This window comes from Streptomyces sp. 8N114 (assembly GCF_052245835.1).
In the GTDB taxonomy this organism is placed as follows: Bacteria; Actinomycetota; Actinomycetes; order Streptomycetales; family Streptomycetaceae; genus Streptomyces.
In genome coordinates this window covers 176,471-198,800 of the sequence record NZ_JBQQBT010000009.1, presented here as the reverse complement: position 1 = coordinate 198,800, position 22,330 = coordinate 176,471, and the positions used below count along the sequence as shown (strand labels likewise).

Sequence of the window (22,330 nt, the reverse complement as noted above, 5' to 3'; positions counted from 1 at the left end):
CTCCGCCGCTTATCGGACAACCTTTTCTTGCGTACACCTTGGCAGAAGGCGGTGACACCGGCAGCGTCGACACGTGCGGTTGAGGGCCGGGGCACCCGTTGTCCTGGGCAGGGGGTGCCCCTGTCCGGCATCCGCGGACTGCGGGTGGGTTGTGGTCCCTCGCGCCCACGCGGCGGAGCCGCACATCAACACAGCCCCGCGCCCTTACGGGGCGCAGCCCCCATGCCCGATACCCACTCCCTACGCGGCGGGTGCGTGGCCGCGCCGACCGGGGCGGGGCCGGTGCGTCGCGGGCCGGGCCCGCTCGCGCCGCACCGTAGCGCGCCGTGCGCCCTCCGGCTCGCGGCGGGACGGCTTGCGGTCGAGGCGCCGGTCGGTCTCGACCTCATGATGGATGCGGCGGCATGTCCGACTGATGAGACGGGACACATGCATCTGTGAGATGCCGAGCTGTTCGGCGATGCAGCTCTGGGTCATGTCGCAGAAGAACCGCAGGTAGAGGATGCGGCGTTCCCGCTCCGGCAGCCGTGCGAGCCGCGGCTTGACGGCCTCGCGGTAGACGACCTGGTCGAAGCCCGGTTCGCAGTCGCCGAGGGTGTCGGCGAGGGAGTAGCCGTCGTCGGCGCCGGGAAGTTCGGCGTCCAGGGAGAGCGTGCTGTAGCTCTGCAGCGCCTCCATGCCCAGCAGCACGTCCTCTTCGCTGAGTCCGCAGTGCTCGGCGATGCGCTGCACGGAGGGGCTGCGTCCGTCGAGGGTGTGGCTGAGTTCGCGCTGGCTGTTGCGCACCCGGTTACGGAGCTCCTGGATGCGCCGGGGCACATGCAGGCCCCACATGTGGTCGCGGAAGTGCCGCTTGACCTCACCGACGATGGTCGGCACCGCGAAGCTCTCGAAGGCGCAGCCGCGGGAGATGTCGTAGCGGGCGACGGCCTTCACCAGACCGAGCGCGGCCACCTGTTCGAGGTCTTCCAGGGCCTCGCCGCGGTTACGGAAGTGCCTGGCCAGCCGCCCGGCCATCGGCATCCAGGCTCGCACCACGCGCTGACGGAGCTCTTCCTTCTCGGGGCCTTCGGGCAGTTCGGCGATGCGTCGGAACTCGGCGGTGGTGTCGGGGGCGTCGTCGTGGGGATGCCTGGAGCGTGTCATACGGACGGTCATCAGCTTGTGCTCCCGTAACGGTCGCGTCGTCTGACGGTCACCGCGGCAGCGAAGGCAGGTGCGGGGCCCGAAGCACACAGGTCGCTCCCGCGGACGTGCCTTCTTTCCGAAGCACAAGTGTGCGGGTGCCCGGTGTGCCGGACGACAAACACCTGCACGCCCCCCGACGGCAATTCCCCGGCAGGGTGCCCAACTCCCCCTGGTCGCAAGGGTGTCGGCGACCCATAGGCGGGTACGTCGTCCTGTCCCCCGCCCCAGGGCGGGAAGCAGCCGGAGAAGAGGCGAGGGCGATGGCGCCGAGGGACAGAGAAGAGGACCGGGCGACGGTCAGGACGGTGGCAGATGTCATGACGCCGGCGGCGACGACCGTGCGTCCCGACGCATCACTGGTGGAGGCCGCGCAGCTGATGCGGGCGCAGGAGATCGGCGACGTACTGGTCGTCAAGGACGGCAAGCTGCTCGGGCTGCTGACCGACCGGGACATCACGCTGCGCGCGGTGGCGGACGGGGTGGACCCGCTGGGTGTGAACTGCGGGTCGGCCTGTACGCGCGACCCGGTGACCGTCACCACCGACACGGAGATCGAGGCGGCGGTGGAGCTGCTACGCACGCACGCGGTACGGCGGCTGCCGGTGCTGGAGGGCGGCAGGCTCGCGGGGATGGTCAGCATCGGTGACCTGGTGCAGGAGAACGAGCCGGACTCGACACTGGCCCACATCAGCCGTGCGGCACCGGACACCTGGTCGCAGGAGGGCGCGGACGGCTGGCGGTGACCTGCGCCTTTTCTCCGCGCCGGGGTTCGCCGGGGGCGCTGGGGTCGTCAGGGCGCTGAGAGAATGTCCATATTCCGGAACGTCCTTGCTCACATGGCAAGACACCGGGCTACAGTGCGTGCATGGCACACGAGACCGCCGTGTACACCCACGGCCACCACGAGTCCGTCCTGCGCTCGCACCGCTGGCGCACCGCCGCCAACTCCGCCGCGTACCTGCTCGGCCGGCTGCGCGAGGACCACCGCGTCCTGGACATCGGCTGCGGACCCGGCACCATCACGGCCGACCTCGCGACGCTGGTCCCGCAGGGCTCGGTCACCGGGCTGGACGCGGCGGCGGGCGTGCTGGAGCAGGCGCGCGCGACCGCGGAGGAACGCGGGGTCTCCAACGTCGAGTTCACCACCGGCGACGTGCACGCACTCGACTTCGCGGACGGCTCCTTCGACATCGTGCACGCACACCAGACGCTCCAGCATGTGGGCGACCCGGTGGGCGCGCTGCGCGAGATGCGGCGGGTGTGCGCACCCGGCGGAGTCGTGGCCGTCCGGGATGCGGACTACGGCGGCATGTTCTGGTACCCGGAGGTGCCCGGCATGGACGCCTGGCTGGACCTCTACCGCCGGGTCGCGCAGGCCAACGGAGGCGTCCCGGACGCCGGACGGCGGCTGCACGCATGGGCACGCGAGGCGGGCTTCACCGACGTCACGGTCACCGCGAGCACGTGGTGCTTCAGCACGCCGGAAGAGCGAGCCTGGTGGAGCGGGCTGTGGGCGGACCGCACGGTGGCCTCCAGCTATGCGTCCGTCGCCGTCGAGGGCGGCCTGGCCACCTCCGACGAACTGCGCCGGATCTCCGAGGCGTGGCGGTCCTGGGGCGAGGAGGAGGACGGCTGGTTCACGGTCGTCCACGGCGAGATCCTCTGCCGCGTGTGAGCCGAGACCCTCTGCCGCCCCTGAGCCGCCACAACTGCGCGGGCGGCAACCGTGGTTCGGCACAGCGGGTGGCCCCGCTCTAGGCTGGGGCCATGGATATTCTGGGGACCTCGCTGCGTATCTGCGTCGACAATCTGGACGCCGCCGTGCCGGTGTACGAACGACTGGCAAGTGCGGAGGCGATGCGCTTCCAGAACGGCCCGGTGGAGGTTGCCGCCGTCGGCCCCTTCTTCCTGATGAGCGGCCCCGAGGAACACCTGAACGTGCTCAGCAAGGTCAAGGCCACCCTCGCGGTGCAGGACGTGGACGACGCACTGGCCGATCTGCATACCGTAGGAGCGCAGATCATCGCGGGCCCCAAGCCCACCCCGATCGGCCGCAACCTGGTCGCCCGCCACCCGGACGGCAGCGTCTTCGAGTACGTCGACCGAAAGCCGGCGGCGTCCGAGCAGTAGCCCGAGGCGGCGATGCACCCCGCCGGACACCCTTAGGGCCGCATGCGGAAGTCGTACCGGGGCGGGAGGGGCTCGGAGGTCAGCGCCGCCCAGGTGTCGCTCAGCACCTCCTCCCCCTCCCGCAGGTCCTCGACCTCGAAACCGGCGTCGAAGAGCGCGCGGGCGCCCTCGGTGTCGCCCTTCGCCAGCAGCACCCGCGCGCGCAGCAGTCGGCAGCGGCCCCGCTGCCGCTGCTCCTCAGGCAGCCCGTCCAACACTTCCCCGGCTTCCTCGGCACGCTCCTCGGCCAGCAGCGCCGAAGCCGCCTCCCGCGCGAGCGCCACGAGCGCCGCGGCAGCGAGAGAGTCGCGGGCACCCAGCCGTTCCCGCGCGTCCCGTACGGCCGCCAGACAGCGGTCCGCGGCGCGGGCGCCGTGGCCGTTCTGCCGGTCGGCGACGGCCAAGCAGCGCAACGCGGGCCAGCGCGCGCCCAGTTCGAGGGACCGCTCCCAGCTGCGTACCGCCTGTGAGCGGTCGCCCGCGTGCCACTGCGCCACCCCGAGGTGGTAGTCCAGCTCATGCCGGGACGCCTTGCCCGCCGCGTCGGCGTCCGGGCCGGCGTCGGCCGCTTCGAGCAGCTCGCGCCATTCCGGGGCGACCAGCGTGGGTCCCGGGGGCACGGCCTCCGGGCCGCAGGGAAGGGTGCCGTTGTGCAGCAGTTCGGTCCACGGCCGCTGCTCGGCGCCGAGGGTTTCCGGCGGGAATGGCGTACCCGGAAGAGTGAAGCCACCGCGCTCCACCTCCAGCGCTCCCCAGCCCGAACCGGTCGCCAGCCAGCGACGCTCCCCGCCCTCCTGGTACCCGCCCTCCTCGGCCGCGCTCTCCTCGGGCCCGCCCTCCTCGGGCCTGCCCTCCGGTTCGGCGTCCGCGTACGGCCGCCACGCCGCGTAGGCCGCCTCCACGGCGCCGCGCGGCAGCGCCACCTCCAGCCGCCGCTCGGCGTGCGCGCGGGCCGCCGCCCAGTCCGCGCCGTGCACCGTCTCGGGGTCGGCGGCCAGCGGCCCGTACGCCTCCAGCCAGGCCAACTCGCCGCCCGCCTCCAGTGGCAGATGTTCCAGCTGGGTGCGGGCGAGCCCCGCCTGGATCTCCACGTATCCCGCCGTGCCCGGCTCTGTCAGCCACTCCTGCCAGCGCCTGCCGCCCGCTCCGGCGCCCCAGACGAACAGCTTGCGGCCGCGCAGCAGGTCAGTCGAGGTCTGGACGAGCCCCTGCCCCTTCTCGTCCAGCGAGGCGATCCACTTCCGGGAGTCGTCAGGCACCTCGTAGAAGTAGTCGGCGGGAAACCGGCTGTGCAGCGGGTAGGTCAGATCGGTGCCCTCCCACTCGGGCACGGGTATCCGGCGCAGCCTGCGCTCGTACGCGAAGTACCAGGTCTCCTCGGCGGGGGCGAGCACCCGCGTCCCCGGGTCCTCGGGCACAGCGATGTTGGACCACCAGTACACCGGAACGGTGCGGTGGTGGGGGTTGCGGATGCGGGCGCCGACGTAGAGGAAGTCGGAGTCGTCGGGCAGCCACAGGTCCACCTGGAAGGGGGTGTCGCGCAGCCGTTCCCACTCCCACAGCCGCACCATCACACCGTCACCGCCCGGCGCCGGCACCCGCGCCGCGTGCAACGGGGCGCAGGAGAGCGTCGTATGCCCTGTCGCACCGATGTTCCACTCGATACCGCCGGAGAACCAGGCACCGTTGAGCGCGAAGTCGGCGGGCTGGAAGACGGGGTTGACGTAGAGGAGTTCACGCGCGGTCGGCTTGTGGAAGAGGGAGGCGATACGACCGCCCAGACCGGGCAGCACGGTCACCCGCAGTTGGTCGTTCTCCAGCACCAGCGTGTCGAGCCGGGTGGGGGTGCGCCGCCGCCCGTAGCCGTCGAGGACACGGGTGGGCAGCACGGAGCGCAGCGGAGCGTAGCCGACCTGCCGCGCCACCTCGGGCGGCAGTGCGGCGCGTTCGGACTCGTCGAGCGTGTGGGCCTCGTCCAGCGGCAGCAGCGCGGGCAGCGGATTCTCAGGGCCGAGCGGCGCTGCGGGCAGGGTACGGGTGCTGCGTCGTACGGTCGTGGCCACGGCAACCTCGCTTCTTCCATACGTCGTCCACGGGCGCCGCCGCCTGACCGGGACCCCCGATGACCATGGAACACGCTCCGCTTCCCGCGCGCCAGGTCCTTTTGACGGCGTTGCGGGGCCCGGTGACGGCACTGCGGAGCCCCGCTGCCGCTACGACTCCAGATATCTCAGGACCGCCAGAATCCGCCTGCTGTGACCGGTGTCCTGTGACAGCTCCAGCTTGTCGAAGACGGCGGCCAGGTTCTTCTCCACCGCACTCAGCGAGATGTGCAGTTTCCCGGCGATGGCCGTGTTGGTGTACCCCTGGGCCAGGGCCTCCAGGACGCTGCGCTCCCGTGGCGTAAGGCGAGCGAGTGGATCCGAGTGCGTGGTACGGAAGACCAGCTGCCGCACCACCTCCGGGTCGATGACGGCGCCACCTGCCTGGATGCGCTCCAGCGCGTCCAGGAACTCCTCGACCTGGGCGACGCGGTCCTTGAGGAGGTACCCCACCCGTTCCGCGTCGGAGGCCAGCAGTTGGGCCGCGTAGTTGCGCTCGATGTGCTGGGACAGCACCAGTACCCCGACCCCGGGCCAGCGTTCGCGGATCTCCAGCGCCGCCCGCAGCCCCTCGTCGGTGTGCGTGGGTGGCATCCGGATGTCGAGGACGACGATGTCCGGCTGCCGCTCCGCCATCTCCTTCAGCAGCGAAACCGCGTCCCCGAACGCGGCCGGGACCTCGTGCCCCTCCTCGACGAGCAGCCGGACCAGCCCCTCCCGCAACAGGGTCGAGTCCTCGGCGATCAGTACGCGCACGGCAGCTCCGCGGTAATGGTGGTCGGTCCCCCTGGAGGGCTGTCGATATGCAGTGTGCCGTCGAGCGCGGCCACCCGGCTGCGCAGCCCGCCCAGTCCGCTGCCGGCCGGATCGGCACCGCCCCTCCCGTCGTCCTGGACACTCACTACGAGCACCTTGCCGTGGCTGCTGCGGCTGTCACCGGCATCGCGGAGCAGCACCCGTACGGAGACGGCCGTGGCACCGGAGTGCTTGGCCGCGTTGGTCACCGACTCCGACACCACGAAGTACGCGGCGGTCTCCACGGGCTGCGGCAGCGGCCCGCCGACGTCGAACTCGGTACGGACCGGAATGCCGCACCGCTCGGACACCCCGCCCAGCGCCTCCTCCAGCCCCAGGCTGTCCAGCGCCGAGGGATAGATCCGCCAGGCCACTTCGCGCAGTTCGGTGACGATGTCCTGGGACTCCTGGTGCGCCTGCCTCAGCAGCGCTTCAGCCTGCCCCGGGTCGCGGCCCCGGCGAACCCGGCCGAGCACCATGGCGAGCGCCACCAGACGCTGCTGCATCCCGTCGTGCAGATCCCGCTCGATACGCCGGCGTTCGGCGTCCACCGCGTGCACGACCGCCGCCCGGCTGGTGGCCAGTTCATCGATACGCCGCCGCAGCAACTCCCGCTCGGAGGGCCCGAAACACTCCCGGGCGCTGCGTGCGTCCAGACCGGCGAGCGAGTGGAGCCCCTGGATGTCGAGGAAGAGCAGCACACCGCCGAGCAGCGCCTGCGCCAGCCAGTCGTCCCAGCTGAACGCACCCTGCACCGTCCGCAGCGCCACCAGGGCCGCCAGGATGACGCCGAAGCCCAGCAGCCCGAGAACGACGGCGCACAGCAGCCCCGTGTAGCTGCGGACCGCCAGATAGCGCAGCAGCTTCTGGTCGGACGCCTTGTAGTGCTCGGGGAAACGGTCGCCGAAGAAGGCGGACCGGCGGGTCCGTTCCAGTGCCGTCAGCCCGCGCACTCCCGCCATCAGAATGCCGAGGGCGCTGCTCCGGGTGAACGGCCACAGCAGGAACGGGCCGAGGGCGGTGCCGACGAGGACGAAGTACCCGGAGCCGAGCAGCGCCGTGGCGCAGCCGAGCAGCACCCCGAAGCTCCTGTACGGCCAGGAGGGAGGCCGGGTCGCCGCGACAGCATGCGGGTCGCCGACGGTCGCTTCGCCGAAGTGCGCATCGGCGGCGGTCACTTCGCCAGCGGTCGGTTGGCCCGAGGTCTCCTCGCCTGAGGTCTCCTCGCCGTTCGCTTCGCCGGCCCGCTGCACGGCGTCGGAGCCTAGTACGGGCGTACATCCGGAACAAGATCGCTCGGGCATGTACCCGGTCACCCCGCGCGGCGGTGCTTGGCCCGGCTGTGACCGCGCAGCCGTACGGCCACGTACGCCGCCAGGGCCAGCAGCACCAGGACCAGCACCGCCTTGGAGAGGATCCCGACGTACGCCTCCACCAACTCCCACTGGTCGCCGAGCCAGTAACCGGCCAGCACCAAGACGGAGTTCCAGATCAGGCTGCCGAGCGTGGTCAGCACGACGAGGACGGGCAGAGGCATCCGCTCCACCCCGGCCGGTACGGAGACGAGGCTGCGGAAGATCGGCACCATGCGGCCGAAGAAGACCGCCTTGGTGCCGTGCTTCGCGAACCACTCCTCCGTACGCACCAGATCGGACTCCTTCACCAGCGGCAGCCGCGCCCAGAGCGCATGCATGCGGTCGCGGCCGAAGAACATGCCGATCCAGTAGAGGACCACGGCGCCCACGACCGAACCGAGCGTGGTCCAGAACAGCGCCATGGGCAGCGAGAGAACCCCCTGTCCGGCGGCGAACCCGGTCAGCGGCAGAATCACCTCGCTCGGCAGCGGCGGAAAGAGGTTCTCCAGCGCGATGGCCAGTCCGGCTCCCGGACCGCCCATGGTGTCGACGAGGTCGGCGGCCCAGCCTGCGATGCCGTCGGCGGGCTCCTGCGGCAGGGCCAAGGATGTGAGGTGCATAGGGGTCTCCGGCTGTCGGGTCGGTCACCGGGGCTGCTGCCCCGATCGCCCTCAACGCTAGAAACCGCAGCTCAGCGCGGGTATGAGGATGACCGTCAGGTCAGCTGCGGTTTTCCGCAGCCCGCACCCTGCGGAAAACCGCACCGCCGCACCGCCCCCCGGTCCGGAGGGCGACGTTCAGTCCGTCTCGTCCGTGGCGGTCTTTCGCAGCGCGCTCGCGGCGGCGTAACCCGCGGGGGCCGGAAGATCGGTGAGCTGCCAGCCGGGCACCCGGGCGGGCTCTTCGAGCGCGCTGACGTAGGTGACGGACGGGTCCTCACCCAGTCCGGCCCCCGTCCCCTTCAGATACGCCTCTTTCCGCGTCCAGCAGCGGGTGAACGCGGCGGGCAGCGCCGCGGCGTCCGGCACCGCCGCCAACTCGGCCCGCTCACAGGGATGTAGCGCGGTCATCGTCTCCCGCGCCGAAGCGACGCTCGGGAACTCCTCCACATCCACCCCCACCGGCACGGCGGCGAACGCCAGCAACACCACATCCCCCGCGTGTGAGAGGGAGAAGTGCACCGGATCGCCCGGCACGGTCGGCCTGCCGTGCGGGGCCCCGCACATCGGGCAGTCCGCGCGGGCGAACCGCACATCGGCCGGGTCGAGATCCAACAGCGTGCCAAGCTCCCTGCGCAACGCCAGGTGCGCGACCACATAGCGCTCGCGGTCGACCTCCCGTACGAACGCCGCTGCACGCCCCCGCTCCTCCTCCGAGAGCGGAGCGAGAGCGCCGGGAACCCTGGTGGCAGCAGCGTGTTCGGAAACGCGGATCACATGGACGGCCGGAGAGCTGGCGGGATCGCTGATACCGGGTGCGACGCTCGTCATGCCGCGACCGTACCCGAACGAGCGAGGACGGCGCCGCCCGATCCGGCAACGCCGACCAGGGGCGGGGGCGAGGTGGGGGGGTGCGGGCGAAAAGCGCTCGGAGAGATGCGGGCGATCCCAGTACGGTGATGAGGCCCTGCTCGAAGCTGCCGCCGCAGAAGACCGCCCGGGACGGTGCCGTGACCGATCTCTTTCCTCCCAGCCTCCCTGTGCTCACGGAGATGAGTCACACGGCCGACGGCCGCGACTGGCTGGCCGGGCTGCCGGCACTGGTGGAGAGGATGCGCGAGCGCTGGAAGCTGCGGCTGGGCGCGCCGTTCCACGGGGGCAGCTGCTCCTGGGTGGCGCCCGCGGAGCGGCCGGACGGCACCCGGGCCGTACTCAAGCTGACCTGGCCCCACCCTGAGGCCCGCACCGAGGGGGCGGCCCTCGGCCTGTGGAACGGTCGCGGTGCCGTACGAGTGCTGGAGCAGGACGCGGACCTCTTCGCGCTGCTGCTGGAACGCGTGGAGCCGGGCGCCGAGCTGGGCGGCGCCGAGCACATCCCGGCCGACGAACGGCTGCTGGCCGCGGCCGACGTGCTCCGCGAACTGTGGTCGGCGGATCCGGCCGAGGCGGCGGCGCTCGGCATGGGCCGCGTCGCGGACACCACCGCCGAGTGGGCCGACCTCGCCGAGAAGCAGGCCGCCCGCGAGTGGCCCCCGGAGCTCGACACGGGGCTGTACCGGCTGGCCGCGGGGCTGTTCCGCGAACTGCCGCGGTCCGCCCGCCGCGAGGTGCTGGTGCACGGCGACTTCAACCCGGGCAATCTGCTGTCGGCGCGCCGCGCTCCGTGGCTGGCCATCGACGCCAAGCCGATGACCGGCGACCCCGCCTTCGACCCGTGGCCCCTGCTCGAACAGGTCGACGACCCGTTCGAGCACCCCGCCCCGCACCGCGTGCTCCGGCACCGCACGGCACTGCTCGCGGACGCCCTCGGCGAGGACGTCGATCGCGTACGTGCCTGGTCGGTCGCCCGCCATGTCGAGTACGCGCTGTGGTCGGTGGACGAGGACGACGACCTGGAGGACAGCATCACCCTGATGCACCAGGCCCGCATTCTCGCGGACGTCGCCGGGCTGTAGGGGACGCTCGGAGGGGAGCCGGGCCTTGGGGTCCATCCCGGTCTTTCCCGGCCTGTTACTGGGCTCCCCCTCCCCCTCCCCTCGCCCTCCACCCCCGCCCCTGCCCCTGCCCCTGCTTCCGCACTACTCCCCCGTACCACCGCCCGCCAGTTCCACCACCACATCGAGCTGGCCGACGTGCCGCGCGTACTCCTGGAGCAGATGGAAGAGGATCCAGGCGAGGGTGGGGGCCTCCTCCTCGGTGGGGAAGCGGCCGCCGACCGAAGCGCGCTGGTCGAGCTTGGCCGCGGACGTGACCCGCCGGGAGCGGTCGCACTGTGCTGCGTAGGCGTCGAGCACCTGCCGGGTGCTCATACCCGCGGGCACCTGCCAGCGGTCCGCCGCGTCGTCCATGCCGCGATCGCCCCATGGGTCGGGCACCTGCTCGGCCGCGAAGCCCCAGTTCAGCCAGCGCTGTTCGACGTACTGGAGGTGGCGGACCAGCTCCAGCGGGGTCCATCCGGAGGGGAGGTGGCCGGCGCGCAGCTCCTCCTCCGGGAGCGCGGCGGCCTTCCGGAGCAGGGCGCGGCGGTAGTAGTCGAGATAGCCCTCCAGCAGTTCGTGCGGATCGGCGAGGGTCGGTGCGGGCTCGCCTTCGGGCAGCGGCGGGATGCTCATGTCCCCAGCTCCAGCCGTGGAATGTCCTCGCGGCCCAGGCCGAAGTTCTGGGAGTACAGCGAGAGTTCGGCCTCCACCGCGCGGACGATCGTGTCGGCCCTGCGGAAGCCGTGCCCCTCGCCCTCGAAGGCGAGATAGGCGTGCGGGACGCCTCTGCCCTTGACCTGCTCGAGGAAGCGCTCGCACTGCACGGGCGGGCAGATCACATCGTCCAGCCCCTGGAGCAGCACGAAGGGGGCCGCGATCCGCTGTGCCCGGTGCAGCGGGGAGCGCTCGCGGTATCGCCCCGGAACCTCGGTGAGCGGGCCGACCAGGGATTCCAGATACTGCGACTCGAAGTCGTGGGTCTCGCCCGTGGCCCAGCCCGTCAGATCGAGGATGGGATAGGTGATGGTGCCGCAGGCGTACAGGCCCTCCGCCAGCGGGGAGGTGAGCGAGGCGGCGCTGGTCCAGCCGCCCGCGCTGCCGCCCCGGATGGCCAGCCGCTCCGGGTCGGCGGTGCCCTCTCCGGCGAGGGTACGGGCCACTGCCGCGCAGTCCTCGACGTCCACGACGCCCCACTGCTTCCGCAGCCGGTTGCGGTATTCCCTCCCGAAGCCGGTGGAGCCGCCGTAGTTGACCTCTGCGACGCCGATACCGCGCGAGGTGAAGTAGGCGATCTCCAGATCGAGCACCAGCGGGGCGCGGCTGGTGGGCCCGCCGTGCACCCACACCACGTACGGGGGCAGCTCACCCGCGGGCGCGGCGTGGTCGGGGTGGTGCGGCGGATAGACGTGGGCGTGGATATCGCGTCCGTCGGGTCCGGTGAAGGTGCGGATCTGCGGCTCGGGGTAATAGGCCGGGTCCACATGGTCCTCGTGGTGCGAGGCCAGCACGACGGTGTGGCCGGTGCGGGTGTCCAGCTCGACGATCTCGTAGGAGGTGCGAGGGCTGGCGGCGATGCCGGTGACGCGGGAGTCGACGACGGCGAGCGAGGCCGCCCATTCCGTCCAGGGTCCGGCCGCGTCGACCAATTCGCCCGTCTCCGGGTCGAGCACGCCCAGCCGCTGTGCGCCGCGGCCGTGCAGCGTGGCCACAAGTCCGCCGGGCAGCGGCGCGAACCAGCGCTGGCCGATCTTCCATGCGGCGCCCGCGAATTCCTCCTCGCGTGGGCACAGCGGCACCCGCGGGACTGCGGGGCCGCGGCCCGGCTCCGCTGCCTCGGCCCGCTCGGCGGCTTCCACGTCCAGGCGCTGGAGGTTCCACCAGCCGCTCGCGTCCGAGGCGATCAGCAGCGAGCCGTCGGTCCCGAACTCGGCTTGGGCCACCGACTCTTCGGGGCCACCCGCGACCGCGCGCGGGGTCTCCAACGTGCCGTCATCGGCGATCCGCGCGGTCATGACGCGGGTGCCGTCCCATGGCATCGCCGGGTGGTCCCAGGCCAACCAGACCAGACGCCGGCCGTCCGGGGAGAGCCGTGGCCCGGTGAGGAACCGGTCGCCGTCCCCGGTCAGCTCCCGCACACGCGCGCGGTCCTCGGCCGCCGATCCGTCCAATGGCACGGCCGCCAGCACCCTGCGCAGTTCGGTGGGCGCCTCGCCGGTGAACTCCTCCAGCACGCACCAGACTTCACCCCGCTCGGGCAGCACCACGGGATCGCACCAGCGCAGCCCGCCCTCGACGACGTCCGAGAGCGGGGTCAGCGGACGGGGCGCGGCGCCTGGGGCATCGGGCTCCAGGGCGTAGAGCCGCTGGTCGGCGAAGTGGGTGAAGACGATCAGCGGTCCGCCCTCGGCGCGGGGCGCGCCGGCCCAGGGCAGTCCGCCGTACTCGATCACGCGGTTGCGCACGTTCCACGGCGCGGGCAGCACGCTGACCGGTGGGCGCTGCCCGTCCGCGGCGTATCGCATCAGAGCGCGGCGTCCGGCTTCCTCGGGGCGCGGCTCGGTCCACCACAGTTCCTCACCGACGGAGCCGAGGAACTCGGGCCGCCCGTCGTGCGCGGCGACCATGCCGGCGTCGATCGGTGAGGGCCAGCTGCCGTAGGGGGCCTGGACGGACATGTGGGTCAGCCTCCTGACGGGGTGGTCGCGTCGCGGGTGGTGGAGTTGTCGTCGTTGGGGGCATCTCCCGGCCGGAGACTGGGGGAGGAACGGTCGTCGCGAGCGGCCGAGCCGTGCGGGCTGCTCGGCGAGGGGGCGGCGGCGCTGCCGAGCAGCGCACGGTCCAGGACGCGGATGCCGAAGTGCAGTGCTTCCACGGGCACGCGCTCGTCAACGCCGTGGAACAGCGCCTGGTAGTCGAAGCCTTCGGGCAGTTTGAGCGGGGTGAAGCCGTAGCCCACGATGCCGAGCCGGGAGAACTGCTTGGCGTCCGTGCCGCCCGACATGCAGTAGGGCACCGCGTGTGCGCCCGGGTCGAAGTGCTCCAGCGCCTCGCTCATGGCGGCGAACAGCGGTGAGTCCACCGGCGCTTGCAGCGGGACTTCCCGGTGCTGGAACTCCCAGCTCACATCGGGGCCGGTCAGCGCGTCGAGGGTGGCGTGGAACTCCTCCTCGGCACCGGGCAGCATCCGGCCGTCCACCCGGGCCGTGGCCGTCCCCGGAATCACGTTGATCTTGTAACCAGCCTCCAGCATGGTCGGGTTGGCGCTGTTGCGCACGGTCGGCTCGACCAGTGCGGCGGCCCGGCCGAGCTGGGCGAGCAGCGCGTCCACCTCGGCGTCCTGTGCATCCGGGCCGAGCGGACGCAGCCCGTGCAGCTCCGCGAGGCGGGCGAGCGCAGCCCGCACGGTGGGGGTGAGCCGCACCGGCCATTCGTGCTCGCCGATGCGGTGGACGGCGGCGGCGAGGCGGCTGACGGCGTTGGCGTGGTTGACCTTGGAGCCGTGGCCCGCCCTGCCGTGTGCGGTCAGCTTCAGCCAGGCCGTCCCGCGCTCCCCGGCGCCCACCGGGTAGAGCCGCAGGCCGGGCGCGGCGTGGTAAGTGAAGGCCCCGGACTCGCTGATGCCTTCCGTGCAGCCCTCGAACAGCTCCGGGTGCTCCCGTACCAGGAAATCCGAGCCGAACTCGGCGCTGTCCTCCTCATCGGCGGTGAAGGCGAGGACGATGTCGCGGGGCGGCCGCACTCCCGCGCGGGCCCAGGCGCGGACCAGGGAGAGGGCCATGGCGTCGGCGTTCTTCATGTCGATGGCGCCGCGGCCCCACACCACGCCGTCCCGGACCTCGCCGGAGAAGGGGTGCACCTTCCAGTCGGCGGCCTCGGCCGGTACCACGTCGAGATGGCCGTGCAGCAGCAGCGCCCCCGCGCCGGGGTCGGTGCCCTCGATTCTGGCCACCACGTTGGTGCGGCCGGCCTTCTTCTCCAGCAGGCGGGGTTCGATGCCCACGTCGGCGAGGCCGGAGGCGACGTACTCGGCGGCCGGGCGCTCGTTGCCCTCCCCGCCGCCCCGGTTGGTGGTGTCGAGGCGGATCAACTCCGAGGTGGCCGTCACCACTTCCTCGAAGACCTGTGCGTCGAGGTGGCCCTGCCCCGGTGCAGGCTTCATCGTGCCCTCTTTCCGTTCTGTCAGCTCAGCCATACTGCTCCTCCACCGCGGCCGAGACGACGGTCGTGACGGCCTTGAAGCACCGGATCGCCTCATAGGCGCTGGGCGAGGTGAAGGTGACGCGGCGTTCGCCCGAGCGCTCGACGCCGGGCACGACGGTGGCGGCGCCCACCAGGTGCTCCGCGTCGAACTCGATCTCGATGGTGTGCGGTTCGGGCTCCGGCGGGGTGCGGCGCCCGGCCAGCGGAGCGGCGCGCCGGGCCGCGTCCCGGATGTCGGCGGCGGTGCGGGCCGGGGGGCGGCAGACCGCGGCGTACCGCGAAACGTAGTCCTTGACGGCGACGCCCAGTGCCTCGGGCGCATAACCCTTGGCGTCTTCGACTGTGCGGTCGTCGCCCGTCACCAGCACGACCGGCACGCCGTATTCGGCGGCCACCAGCGTGTTGAGATGTCCCTCGCCGGCCCGCGTGCCGTCGGCCCAAACGCCCGTCAGGGAGTTGGCGAGGTAGGTGTGCGCGAGGACGCCTTCACTACCGGCGCCGGTGTGGTAGCCGACGTAGGCGATGCCGTCCACATCGCCGTGCTGGATACCTTCGACCATGGACAGGGACTTGTGCCGACCGGTGATCATCTCGGCCCGCTCGTCCAGCTTCTCCAGCAGGAGGTTGCGCATGGTCCAGTGCGCCTCGTTGATGAGCACCTCGTCAGCGCCCGCCTCGAAGAAGCCCCTGACAGCCGCGTCCACGTCCGAGGTGAACAGCGACCGGCAGCGCTCCCACTGCGGCGTGCCCGGCAGGACGTCCGCCGGCCAGGTGACTCCCGTTGCGCCCTCCATGTCGGCGCTGATGAGGATCTTCATGTCCGGAACGGTACGCGGTCGCCAACAGCCAGGACACCCCTGTGGATAACTCCACTGGTCCACACCATTCGTTTTCACTCAGGCGGGTGAGGAACTTATCTGTACCCGCCGCTGACCTGCGCGTTCAGCGCCGCGAGCGCCGCATCGTGCGGCCGGGCGACGGGCCGGTGCACCTCCAGTACGGGGCGGCCGGGTTCCCGTACCCGTGCGGCCACCAGCGCCGCCGCCCGGGCACCGGGCCCGCGGTCAGTCCTCGTGCCCCAGTTGCAGATCGCGCTCGGTCCGCCCGCCACCGGCGATCTGCAGCACGGTGGCGACCGGCGGATAGCCGGCTGCCACCACCGTGTACTCGCCCGAGGCCAGGTCGACGAAGCGGAAGACGCCGTCGGCGGCGGTCGTCGCCGTGTCGACGACGTTGCCGGCCGCGTCCAGCAGCGTCACTCTGGCGTCCTCGACGGGCCGCCCGCCGGTGGCCCGTACGGTGCCGCGCAGCACCGCGCCGCCGGCCAGTTCGATGTCCTGCCTGGTCTCGCGGGATGCCTGTACGGAGACGGGCAGTGCGGCCGGGCGGTAGACGGGCGCGCTGGCCGCCAGCGTGTACTCGCCGGCGACGAGTTCGGTGATGACGTAGCTGCCCTCGCGGCTGCTGCGGGTGGTGGCGACGACCTCGCCGCGTACGTCGGTGAGCGTGACGATGGCGTCCTTGACGGGGTTGCCGTCGGCCGTCAGTACGTTGCCGGCCAGCCGCCCCGCACCGCCGAGCACCACATCGAGGTCGACGGGCCGCTCGCCCACGGTGACGCTGACCGCGCGCGGCTGGTGCCCGCACGCCGCCGCGATCAGCATGTAGGAGCCCTCCCCCGGTGTGCTGAGCGCGTACCGCCCGTCGTCTCCTGTGGCGCCGCGCCCGATCTGCCGCCCCGCGGTGTCGACGAGGGTGAGCGCTGCGCGCGGGACGGCGCTCCCGTCGTGGTGCCGCACGGTGCCGCAGACCGGAACGCCCGCGGCGTACGGCGTGGACTGCGACTGGGGCCGCGGTGCAGCGCCGTTGGCGTCGGGCGCGTGCGCTGTGGGTGCTTCGGCTTCGGCGGTTCGGGCCGACGGCACGGGCGTGTGCTGGGACACCAGGGGTTTCTCCTTGAGGAAGAGGGACAGTGCCAGCCCGAGGACGAGCACCGGAACGAGATAGAGGAAGATCCGCGGCATCGCGTCCGCGTACGCCTGGACGTAGCCGTCGCGCAGCGGTGCGGGCAGTGCGCGCACCATCTGCGGGGTGATCGAGCCGCGGTCGGCCAAGCCGCCCTCGCCTCGGGGAAGTTCGCGGGAGAGGGCGTCCGCGATCCGGTGTGCGAGGAGGGTGCCGAAGAGGGCGGCACCGACGCTGCCGCCGATCTGCCGGAAGTAGGTGTTGGCGCTGGTGGCGGCCCCGATGTCGGTGGGCTTCACCGAGTTCTGCACGGCCAGCACCAGCACCGGCAGCACGAAGCCGATACCCAGGCCGAGGATGCCCGACCAGACCCCGAAGACCAGGTGTGAGGTGTCCGCCTCCAGCTTGGAGAGCAGCCACATGCCTTCGGCGGAGAGGGCGCACCCCAGGACGGGGAAGATCTTGTAGTGCCCGGTACGGGAGATCAGCTGCCCGGAGAGGAGCGAGGAGACGACGATCCCGCACATCAGCGGCAGCATCAGCAGCCCCGACGAGGTGGCGCTGACACCCTCGACCATCTGCAGGAAGCTCGGCAGATAGTCGGCGGCGCCGAACAGCGCGATACCGATGGCCGCGCCCACCAGTCCGGTGACGTTGAAGACGGAGTCGCGGAACAGCCGCAGGGGCAGCACCGGTTCGGGCGCGAAGCGCTCGGCGACGAGAAAGAGCACCCCGCTGAGCAGCGCGCCGACGGCCAGTCCGAGGATGACGCGGTCGTCCCAGGCGTAGGTCGTACCGCCCCAACTGGCGAGCAGGACGAGGCAGGTGGAGAACACCGCCATCAGCAGCGCACCCAGGATGTCGAGCCGGGGGCGTACCCGGGCGCGCGGCAGCTTGAGGGCGAAGGCGGTGACCAGGAAGGCGAGCAGGCCCACCGGTACGTTGAACCAGAAGCACCAGCGCCAGGACAGATCGTCGATGAACCAGCCGCCCAGCAGCGGACCCGCGACGGAGGCCAGTCCGAAGGCGGCGCCGATCAGGCTCATGTGGCGCCCGCGTTCGCGCGCCGGTGCCACGTCTGCGATGATCGCCTGCACACCGATCACGAGCCCACCCGCGCCGGTGCCCTGCACAGCGCGGTAGGCGATCAGCTCCTCCATCGATCCGGCCCAGCCGGCCAGTGCCGAGCCGACGGTGAAGGCACCGATGGCGAAGAGAAAGAGCCCTTTGCGGCCGAAGAGGTCGCCGAGCTTTCCGTAGACGGGCAGCCCGATGGTCATGGCCAGGAGATATACGGTGACGGCCCAGGACATCTGGCGCAGGCCGTCGAGTTCACCGACGATCTCGGGAAGTGCCGTGACAACAATGGTCTGTTCGAGCGCGGCCAGCAGCAGGGACAGCAGCAGCGCCCCGAAGACGAGCCGAAGGCGGCGCGGCGAGAGGGAGACCTCCGACTTGCCGCCGTCCGGCACCAAGACTTCGGCCCCGGCGACCGACTGCGGCCGCCCGGACCCGATGACCACCTCAGCCGCCTCCGACCCGTACGCCTGCGCCGCGACCCCCGGCCCGTACGCAGGCACCGCCGCTTCCGGCCCGTACGCAAACTGCGCTGCGGGCTGCCGCGCGGCCACGGCCGCCTCGGCGCAGTCAAGTGCGGGCGCCCGTACCGGAGTGGGCGTTACGGGAACCTCGCGCTGGCCCGGCAGTTCCAGAGTGACCTCGACGGCGGCCGGGGCGGGCGCGCCCCGGCCGGGCTGAAGCGCCGCTCCTGTTACGGGATTTTCGTCGCCCCTGCTGTCGAGGATGGCCCCGCCCGTTCCGCCCATCGCGCTCCCCTTGCCGCTGCCTGTGGGGGAGTATTTCTCGCATTGCACGACAAGAGCGTTCAAGCACGGTTCGCGTGCGCGGCGTGGGGCTGATGGGGCTCAATGCGGTTGCCCCGAGGCGTCTGTCGGGCTGCCGAACAGGGGTTTTCGCCGATGAGGTGGAGGGCCCGCGCAGCAGCGCCCTCCACCGGAAACCACTCGATCCGGTGAGGGCGCGCCGCGCCAGGAGAGCGGCGGAGGAGGTCAGCCGGCCTGTTCCATCTTGGTGGCCAGCCGCTGCAGCACCTCGTCGTAGATGCGGGCCAGGCCCTTGGGAGCAAAGGTCTTCTCGAAGAAGCCGCCGATGCCGCCCGCACCGTTCCAGACCGTCGTCACGGCGACCCGGGCCGTCTTCTCCTGGCTGCCCGGAGTCACCCGCCAGGTGGTGACCATCGAGGAGTTGCGGTCCTTCTCCACCAGTTCGCCGTCGGTGGGCTCGGTGACCTCGAGCAGGCAGTCCCGGATGCGCTTGCTGGTCGCCTGGAGCTTCCAGTGCACGAGGGTGCCCTCGCCGTCGCCGCCTTCCCGGACCTCGTACTCGCTGAACTGGGCGGGGAGCAGTTCGGCCCGGGTCCCGCTGTAGTCGGCCAGCGCGTCGAACACCTCATCGGGCCCGGCGGCGATCTCCCGCTGCGTGGTCGCCTCGACCTGCGCCATGACTCCTCCTGTGAATTGGACGGCCTGTGATGGAACGGGTGGCCAGCCAATCACCCTCGGGTCGGCTCCCCAAATCCGGCTTGACACGTTCGATGCGAACGAGTGTTCTATTATCTGGTACGGAGAAGCGACAGTGCCGCCAGAGGGACGCGACACCATCACCGAGGAGGCCGCAGATGCGCTGGGACGAGCTGAGGGACGCCGACGAACACAGCCGGACCGCCGCGCCCGCCCTCTTCGGCACCTCCGCCGTCACAAGCCGTACGTTCGACACCCCCGAGTTCCGCGGCATGACCTTCCACGAGGTGCGGGCCCGCTCGCTGGTGAACCGGGTGCCGGGCGCCTCACGGATGCCGTTCGAATGGACCGTGAACCCCTACCGGGGCTGCTCCCATGCGTGCGTCTACTGCTTCGCCCGCAAGACGCACAGCTATCTGGACCTGGATACGGGAGAGGGCTTCGACACCCAGATCGTGGTGAAGGTGAACGCACCGGAGCTGCTGCGCAAGGAGCTGAGCAGCCCCCGCTGGCGCGGCCAGCACATCGCCATGGGCACGAACGTCGACTGTTACCAGAGGGCGGAAGGGCGCTACCGGTTGATGCCGGGCATTCTGACGGCGCTGCGCGACTACGCGAACCCGTTCTCCATCCTCACCAAGGGCACGCTCATCCTCCGCGACCTGGAACTGCTGCGCTCGGCCGCCGCCATCACGGACGTCGGGATCTCGGTGTCCGTCGGCTTCACCGACGAGGAACTGTGGCGCACCGTCGAGCCCGGCACCCCGGCCCCGGAACGGCGGCTGGATGTCGTACGGCGACTCTCGGAGCACGGCATTCCGTGCGGTGTGCTGATGGCCCCGGTGATCCCGTTCCTCGGTGACTCTCCGGCACAGCTGCGCACCACCGTCCGCGCCATCGCGGCGGCGGGAGCCACGTCCGTGACGCCGCTCGCGCTGCATCTGCGGCCCGGCGCCCGCGAGTGGTACTTCCGCTGGCTGCACCAGCACCACCCGCAGCTGGTGCGGCACTACGAGGCGCTCTACTCGGCCGGTGCGTACGCGCCCAAGTGGTACCAGCGGCGCATCACACGACAGGTGCACGAGCTGGCCACCGAGTACGGCGTCGGCCCCTCGACGTCCGGAGCCGCGCGCCGGATCGAGGCGGCCGCACCGACGCCCGACGCGGCGCCCGACGCGGCGCCCGACGCGGCGCCCGACGCGGCGGCGGACGAGGCAACCGGCGAGGCGGCTTTCGGCGACGAGAGTGCGGAAAACCACTGCACGCAGCTCACCCTGCTCTGACAACATGCGCCGCATGTCATCAGCACTCACCCACATCACCACCCCCGAAGGTCTCGCGCCCGGGAACGGCTACAGCCATCTGGTCATCGGCGAGGGCAGGTTCATCGCGATATCCGGTCAGGTGGCGATCGACGCGCACGGCAAGGTCGTCGGCGAGGGCGATCCCACAGCTCAGGCCGAGCAGGTGTTCGCCAACCTCAAGCGCTGTCTGGACGAGGCGGGAGCCGGCTTCTCCGACGTCATGAAGTTCACCTTCTTCGTGACCGACCTGGCAGTCATGCCCGCACTGCGCGCCGTACGCGACCGGTATCTCGACCCCGAACGGCTCCCCGCGTGCAGCGCCGTGCAGGTGGCCGGGCTGGTGCGGCCCGAACTGCTCATCGAGATCGAGGCGCTCGCCGTGACCGCTCGGGGGTGACTCGGGCATATATGCACGGACCGGCGTGTCCCAGGACGTAAGAGCGGTTAACAGATAATTTCCTCGAAGGGGCATATCCCTGGCCAGGGCTCCCCTGGCCACGACCGCACGCCGACCGCCTTGCCCTGGAGATCTGGAGCGCCTGTATGCGCCTGCTGCTGGTCCACCCGAGTGCGTTGATGTATTCGGAAATCTTCCTCCGTCTGGAGCCGCTCGGTCTGGAGCGGGTGGCCGCCGCCGCCAGGGAAGCGGGGCACCAGGTGCGCGTGGTCGACCTGCAAGTTCTCAGCCGGAAGCTGCTGGAGCAGGAGCTGCGCTCCTTCCGGCCCGAGGCACTGGGCATCTCCCTCAACTACCTGGCCAACATCCCCGAGGCCATCGAGATCGCCCACAGCGCGAAGGCGGCGGCGCCCGGGTGTTTCGTCTTCTTCGGCGGCCACAGCATCTCCTTCATCGGCGACCACGTGCTGGAACAGGCCGAGGGCGCGGTCGACGCCATTGCCCGGGGAGAGGGCGAGACCGTCGTCGTCCCGCTGCTGGAGGCCGCACGGGACAACGCGGCGCACACGGTGCCCGGCGTGGTGACGGCGGAGGGACGCGGCCCGGCCCCGAAGATGCTGGACAGCATCGACCGGCCGCGCCCGGCGCGGGATCTGATGCGCCGCCGCAACCGCTACTTCATCGGCGAACTGGACCCGTGTGCCTCCATCGAGTTCACCCGCGGCTGTCCCTGGGACTGTTCCTTCTGCTCCGCGTGGACGTTCTACGGCCGCAGCTACCGGCGGGCAACGCCGGAGGCGGCGGCCGAGGAGATGGCGTCCATCCGGGAGCCCAACGTCTTCATCGTCGACGACGTGGCCTTCATCAAGCCCGACCACGGCCACGGCATCGCCGCCGAGCTGGAGCGCCGCAACATCCGCAAGCGCTACTACCTGGAGACCCGTGCGGATGTCCTGCTGCGCAACGAGGAGGTCTTCGAACGCTGGACGCGGCTGGGCCTGAAGTACATGTTCCTCGGCATGGAGGCCCTGGATTCCGAAGGGCTCGACCAGTTCCGCAAGCGCATCAGCCCGGACGAGAACTTCAGGGCTCTGGAGACGGCCCGGCGGATGGGCATCAGCGTGGCGATCAACCTGATCGTCGACCCGGGGTGGGACGAGGAGCAGTTCCGGCTGGTACGCGAGTTCGCGCTGGCGGTGCCGGAGATCGTGCACCTGACCGTCATGACGCCGTATCCGGGCACGGAGGTCTGGCACACCGAGGCCCGCCAGCTCACCACCCGCGACTACCGGCTCTTCGACATCCAGCACGCCGTCGTGCCCACCAGGCTGCCGCTGGAGCAGTTCTACCGGGAGCTGGTCAACACTCAGGCCGTCATCAACCGCAAGCACCTCGGCCTGAGCACCGCCATCGGCGCCCTGAGGGTGCTGGGCCGCAATCTGGCCCACGGCCAGACGAACTTCGCCCGCATGCTGTGGAAGTTCGGCCGGGTCTACAACGCCGACCGGCAGATCGCCGACCATGCGCGCCCGGTCACGTACGAGCTGCCCGTCCCCGGGCGCCGCGGCGCCCCCGGGCGCAAGGAGCTGTTCGTCCATACGATCGGCCGCTCGGGATCCCGCTCCCATGAGACGGGGCAGCAGCAGCCGAAGACCGGGCCGGCCTCGGCCCAGTAGC

19 protein-coding genes are annotated in these 22,330 nt (G+C 71.3%); 7 read left to right on the top strand and 12 right to left on the bottom strand.

Annotated elements, in window-relative coordinates:
• Positions 1 to 240 precede the first annotated feature (240 nt).
• Positions 241 to 1,158, bottom strand: a complete 918-nt coding sequence (locus ACTWQF_RS21020; protein WP_443281139.1) for a SigB/SigF/SigG family RNA polymerase sigma factor — start codon at positions 1,156 to 1,158, stop codon at positions 241 to 243.
• Positions 1,159 to 1,448: 290 nt separating this feature from the next.
• Between ACTWQF_RS21020 and ACTWQF_RS21015 the strand changes: the two genes are divergently transcribed.
• The 3 genes from ACTWQF_RS21015 to ACTWQF_RS21005 all read left to right on the top strand — a co-directional run bounded on the left by ACTWQF_RS21015 (position 1,449) and on the right by ACTWQF_RS21005 (position 3,318).
• Positions 1,449 to 1,931, top strand: coding sequence for a CBS domain-containing protein (locus ACTWQF_RS21015; RefSeq protein WP_443281138.1), 483 nt, complete (start codon positions 1,449 to 1,451; stop codon positions 1,929 to 1,931).
• Between the two features lie 122 nt (positions 1,932 to 2,053).
• Positions 2,054 to 2,863, top strand: a complete 810-nt coding sequence (locus ACTWQF_RS21010) for a methyltransferase domain-containing protein (protein ID WP_443281137.1) — start codon at positions 2,054 to 2,056, stop codon at positions 2,861 to 2,863.
• 92 nt (positions 2,864 to 2,955) lie between these two features.
• A complete protein-coding gene (locus tag ACTWQF_RS21005; protein ID WP_443281136.1) occupies positions 2,956 to 3,318 on the top strand; it encodes a VOC family protein in 363 nt (120 codons plus the stop codon).
• Between the two features lie 32 nt (positions 3,319 to 3,350).
• Here the strand turns inward: ACTWQF_RS21005 and ACTWQF_RS21000 are convergent, their stop codons facing one another.
• From ACTWQF_RS21000 to ACTWQF_RS20980, 5 genes are all read right to left on the bottom strand, one after another.
• Complete coding sequence (locus tag ACTWQF_RS21000; RefSeq protein ID WP_443281135.1) at positions 3,351 to 5,420, bottom strand: DUF5107 domain-containing protein; 2,070 nt, start codon at positions 5,418 to 5,420, stop codon at positions 3,351 to 3,353.
• Positions 5,421 to 5,570: 150 nt separating this feature from the next.
• Positions 5,571 to 6,215: a response regulator transcription factor gene (locus ACTWQF_RS20995; RefSeq protein ID WP_443281134.1), complete on the bottom strand. Its 645-nt coding sequence runs from the start codon at positions 6,213 to 6,215 to the stop codon at positions 5,571 to 5,573.
• The gene (locus ACTWQF_RS20990) at positions 6,203 to 7,507 is read right to left on the bottom strand and encodes a sensor histidine kinase (RefSeq protein ID WP_443281133.1); all 1,305 of its coding nucleotides are present in this window, start codon (positions 7,505 to 7,507) and stop codon (positions 6,203 to 6,205) included. The genes ACTWQF_RS20995 and ACTWQF_RS20990 overlap by 13 nt, the downstream gene beginning before the upstream one ends.
• Before the next feature lie 59 nt (positions 7,508 to 7,566).
• Positions 7,567 to 8,229: a DedA family protein gene (locus tag ACTWQF_RS20985; RefSeq protein ID WP_443281132.1), complete on the bottom strand. Its 663-nt coding sequence runs from the start codon at positions 8,227 to 8,229 to the stop codon at positions 7,567 to 7,569.
• 177 nt (positions 8,230 to 8,406) lie between these two features.
• Entirely contained in the window at positions 8,407 to 9,099 is a 693-nt protein-coding gene (locus ACTWQF_RS20980) for a 4'-phosphopantetheinyl transferase family protein (protein ID WP_443281131.1), read from the bottom strand.
• Positions 9,100 to 9,320: 221 nt separating this feature from the next.
• Here ACTWQF_RS20980 and ACTWQF_RS20975 point away from each other — a divergent pair, with 221 nt between their 5' ends.
• Entirely contained in the window at positions 9,321 to 10,223 is a 903-nt protein-coding gene (locus tag ACTWQF_RS20975) for an aminoglycoside phosphotransferase family protein (protein ID WP_443281130.1), read from the top strand.
• 123 nt (positions 10,224 to 10,346) lie between these two features.
• Here ACTWQF_RS20975 and ACTWQF_RS20970 read toward each other — a convergent pair whose 3' ends face one another.
• From ACTWQF_RS20970 to ACTWQF_RS20945, 6 genes are all read right to left on the bottom strand, one after another.
• Positions 10,347 to 10,880 carry a DinB family protein gene (locus tag ACTWQF_RS20970; protein WP_443281129.1) on the bottom strand — a complete coding sequence of 178 codons (534 nt, stop codon included), beginning with the start codon at positions 10,878 to 10,880 and terminating at the stop codon, positions 10,347 to 10,349.
• Entirely contained in the window at positions 10,877 to 12,922 is a 2,046-nt protein-coding gene (locus ACTWQF_RS20965) for a S9 family peptidase (protein ID WP_443281128.1), read from the bottom strand. The genes ACTWQF_RS20970 and ACTWQF_RS20965 overlap by 4 nt, the downstream gene beginning before the upstream one ends.
• Positions 12,923 to 12,927: 5 nt before the next feature.
• Complete coding sequence (locus tag ACTWQF_RS20960; RefSeq protein WP_443281127.1) at positions 12,928 to 14,439, bottom strand: M20/M25/M40 family metallo-hydrolase; 1,512 nt, start codon at positions 14,437 to 14,439, stop codon at positions 12,928 to 12,930.
• Positions 14,432 to 15,265, bottom strand: coding sequence for a M55 family metallopeptidase (locus tag ACTWQF_RS20955; protein WP_443281126.1), 834 nt, complete (start codon positions 15,263 to 15,265; stop codon positions 14,432 to 14,434). The genes ACTWQF_RS20960 and ACTWQF_RS20955 overlap by 8 nt, the downstream gene beginning before the upstream one ends.
• Before the next feature lie 246 nt (positions 15,266 to 15,511).
• Positions 15,512 to 18,238: an MFS transporter gene (locus ACTWQF_RS20950; protein WP_443281239.1), complete on the bottom strand. Its 2,727-nt coding sequence runs from the start codon at positions 18,236 to 18,238 to the stop codon at positions 15,512 to 15,514.
• Between the two features lie 243 nt (positions 18,239 to 18,481).
• Positions 18,482 to 18,934, bottom strand: coding sequence for an SRPBCC family protein (locus ACTWQF_RS20945; protein WP_443281125.1), 453 nt, complete (start codon positions 18,932 to 18,934; stop codon positions 18,482 to 18,484).
• A 176-nt stretch (positions 18,935 to 19,110) separates the two neighbouring features.
• Here ACTWQF_RS20945 and ACTWQF_RS20940 point away from each other — a divergent pair, with 176 nt between their 5' ends.
• The 3 genes from ACTWQF_RS20940 to hpnR all read left to right on the top strand — a co-directional run bounded on the left by ACTWQF_RS20940 (position 19,111) and on the right by hpnR (position 22,329).
• Positions 19,111 to 20,235 (top strand): Rv2578c family radical SAM protein, encoded by a 1,125-nt coding sequence (locus tag ACTWQF_RS20940; protein WP_443281124.1) that lies wholly within the window; start codon positions 19,111 to 19,113, stop codon positions 20,233 to 20,235.
• Positions 20,236 to 20,248: 13 nt separating this feature from the next.
• Entirely contained in the window at positions 20,249 to 20,653 is a 405-nt protein-coding gene (locus ACTWQF_RS20935) for a RidA family protein (RefSeq protein ID WP_443281123.1), read from the top strand.
• Positions 20,654 to 20,799: 146 nt separating this feature from the next.
• A complete protein-coding gene (gene hpnR / locus ACTWQF_RS20930) occupies positions 20,800 to 22,329 on the top strand; it encodes a hopanoid C-3 methylase HpnR (protein ID WP_443281122.1) in 1,530 nt (509 codons plus the stop codon).
• The last annotated feature ends 1 nt before the right edge of the window (position 22,330 follow it).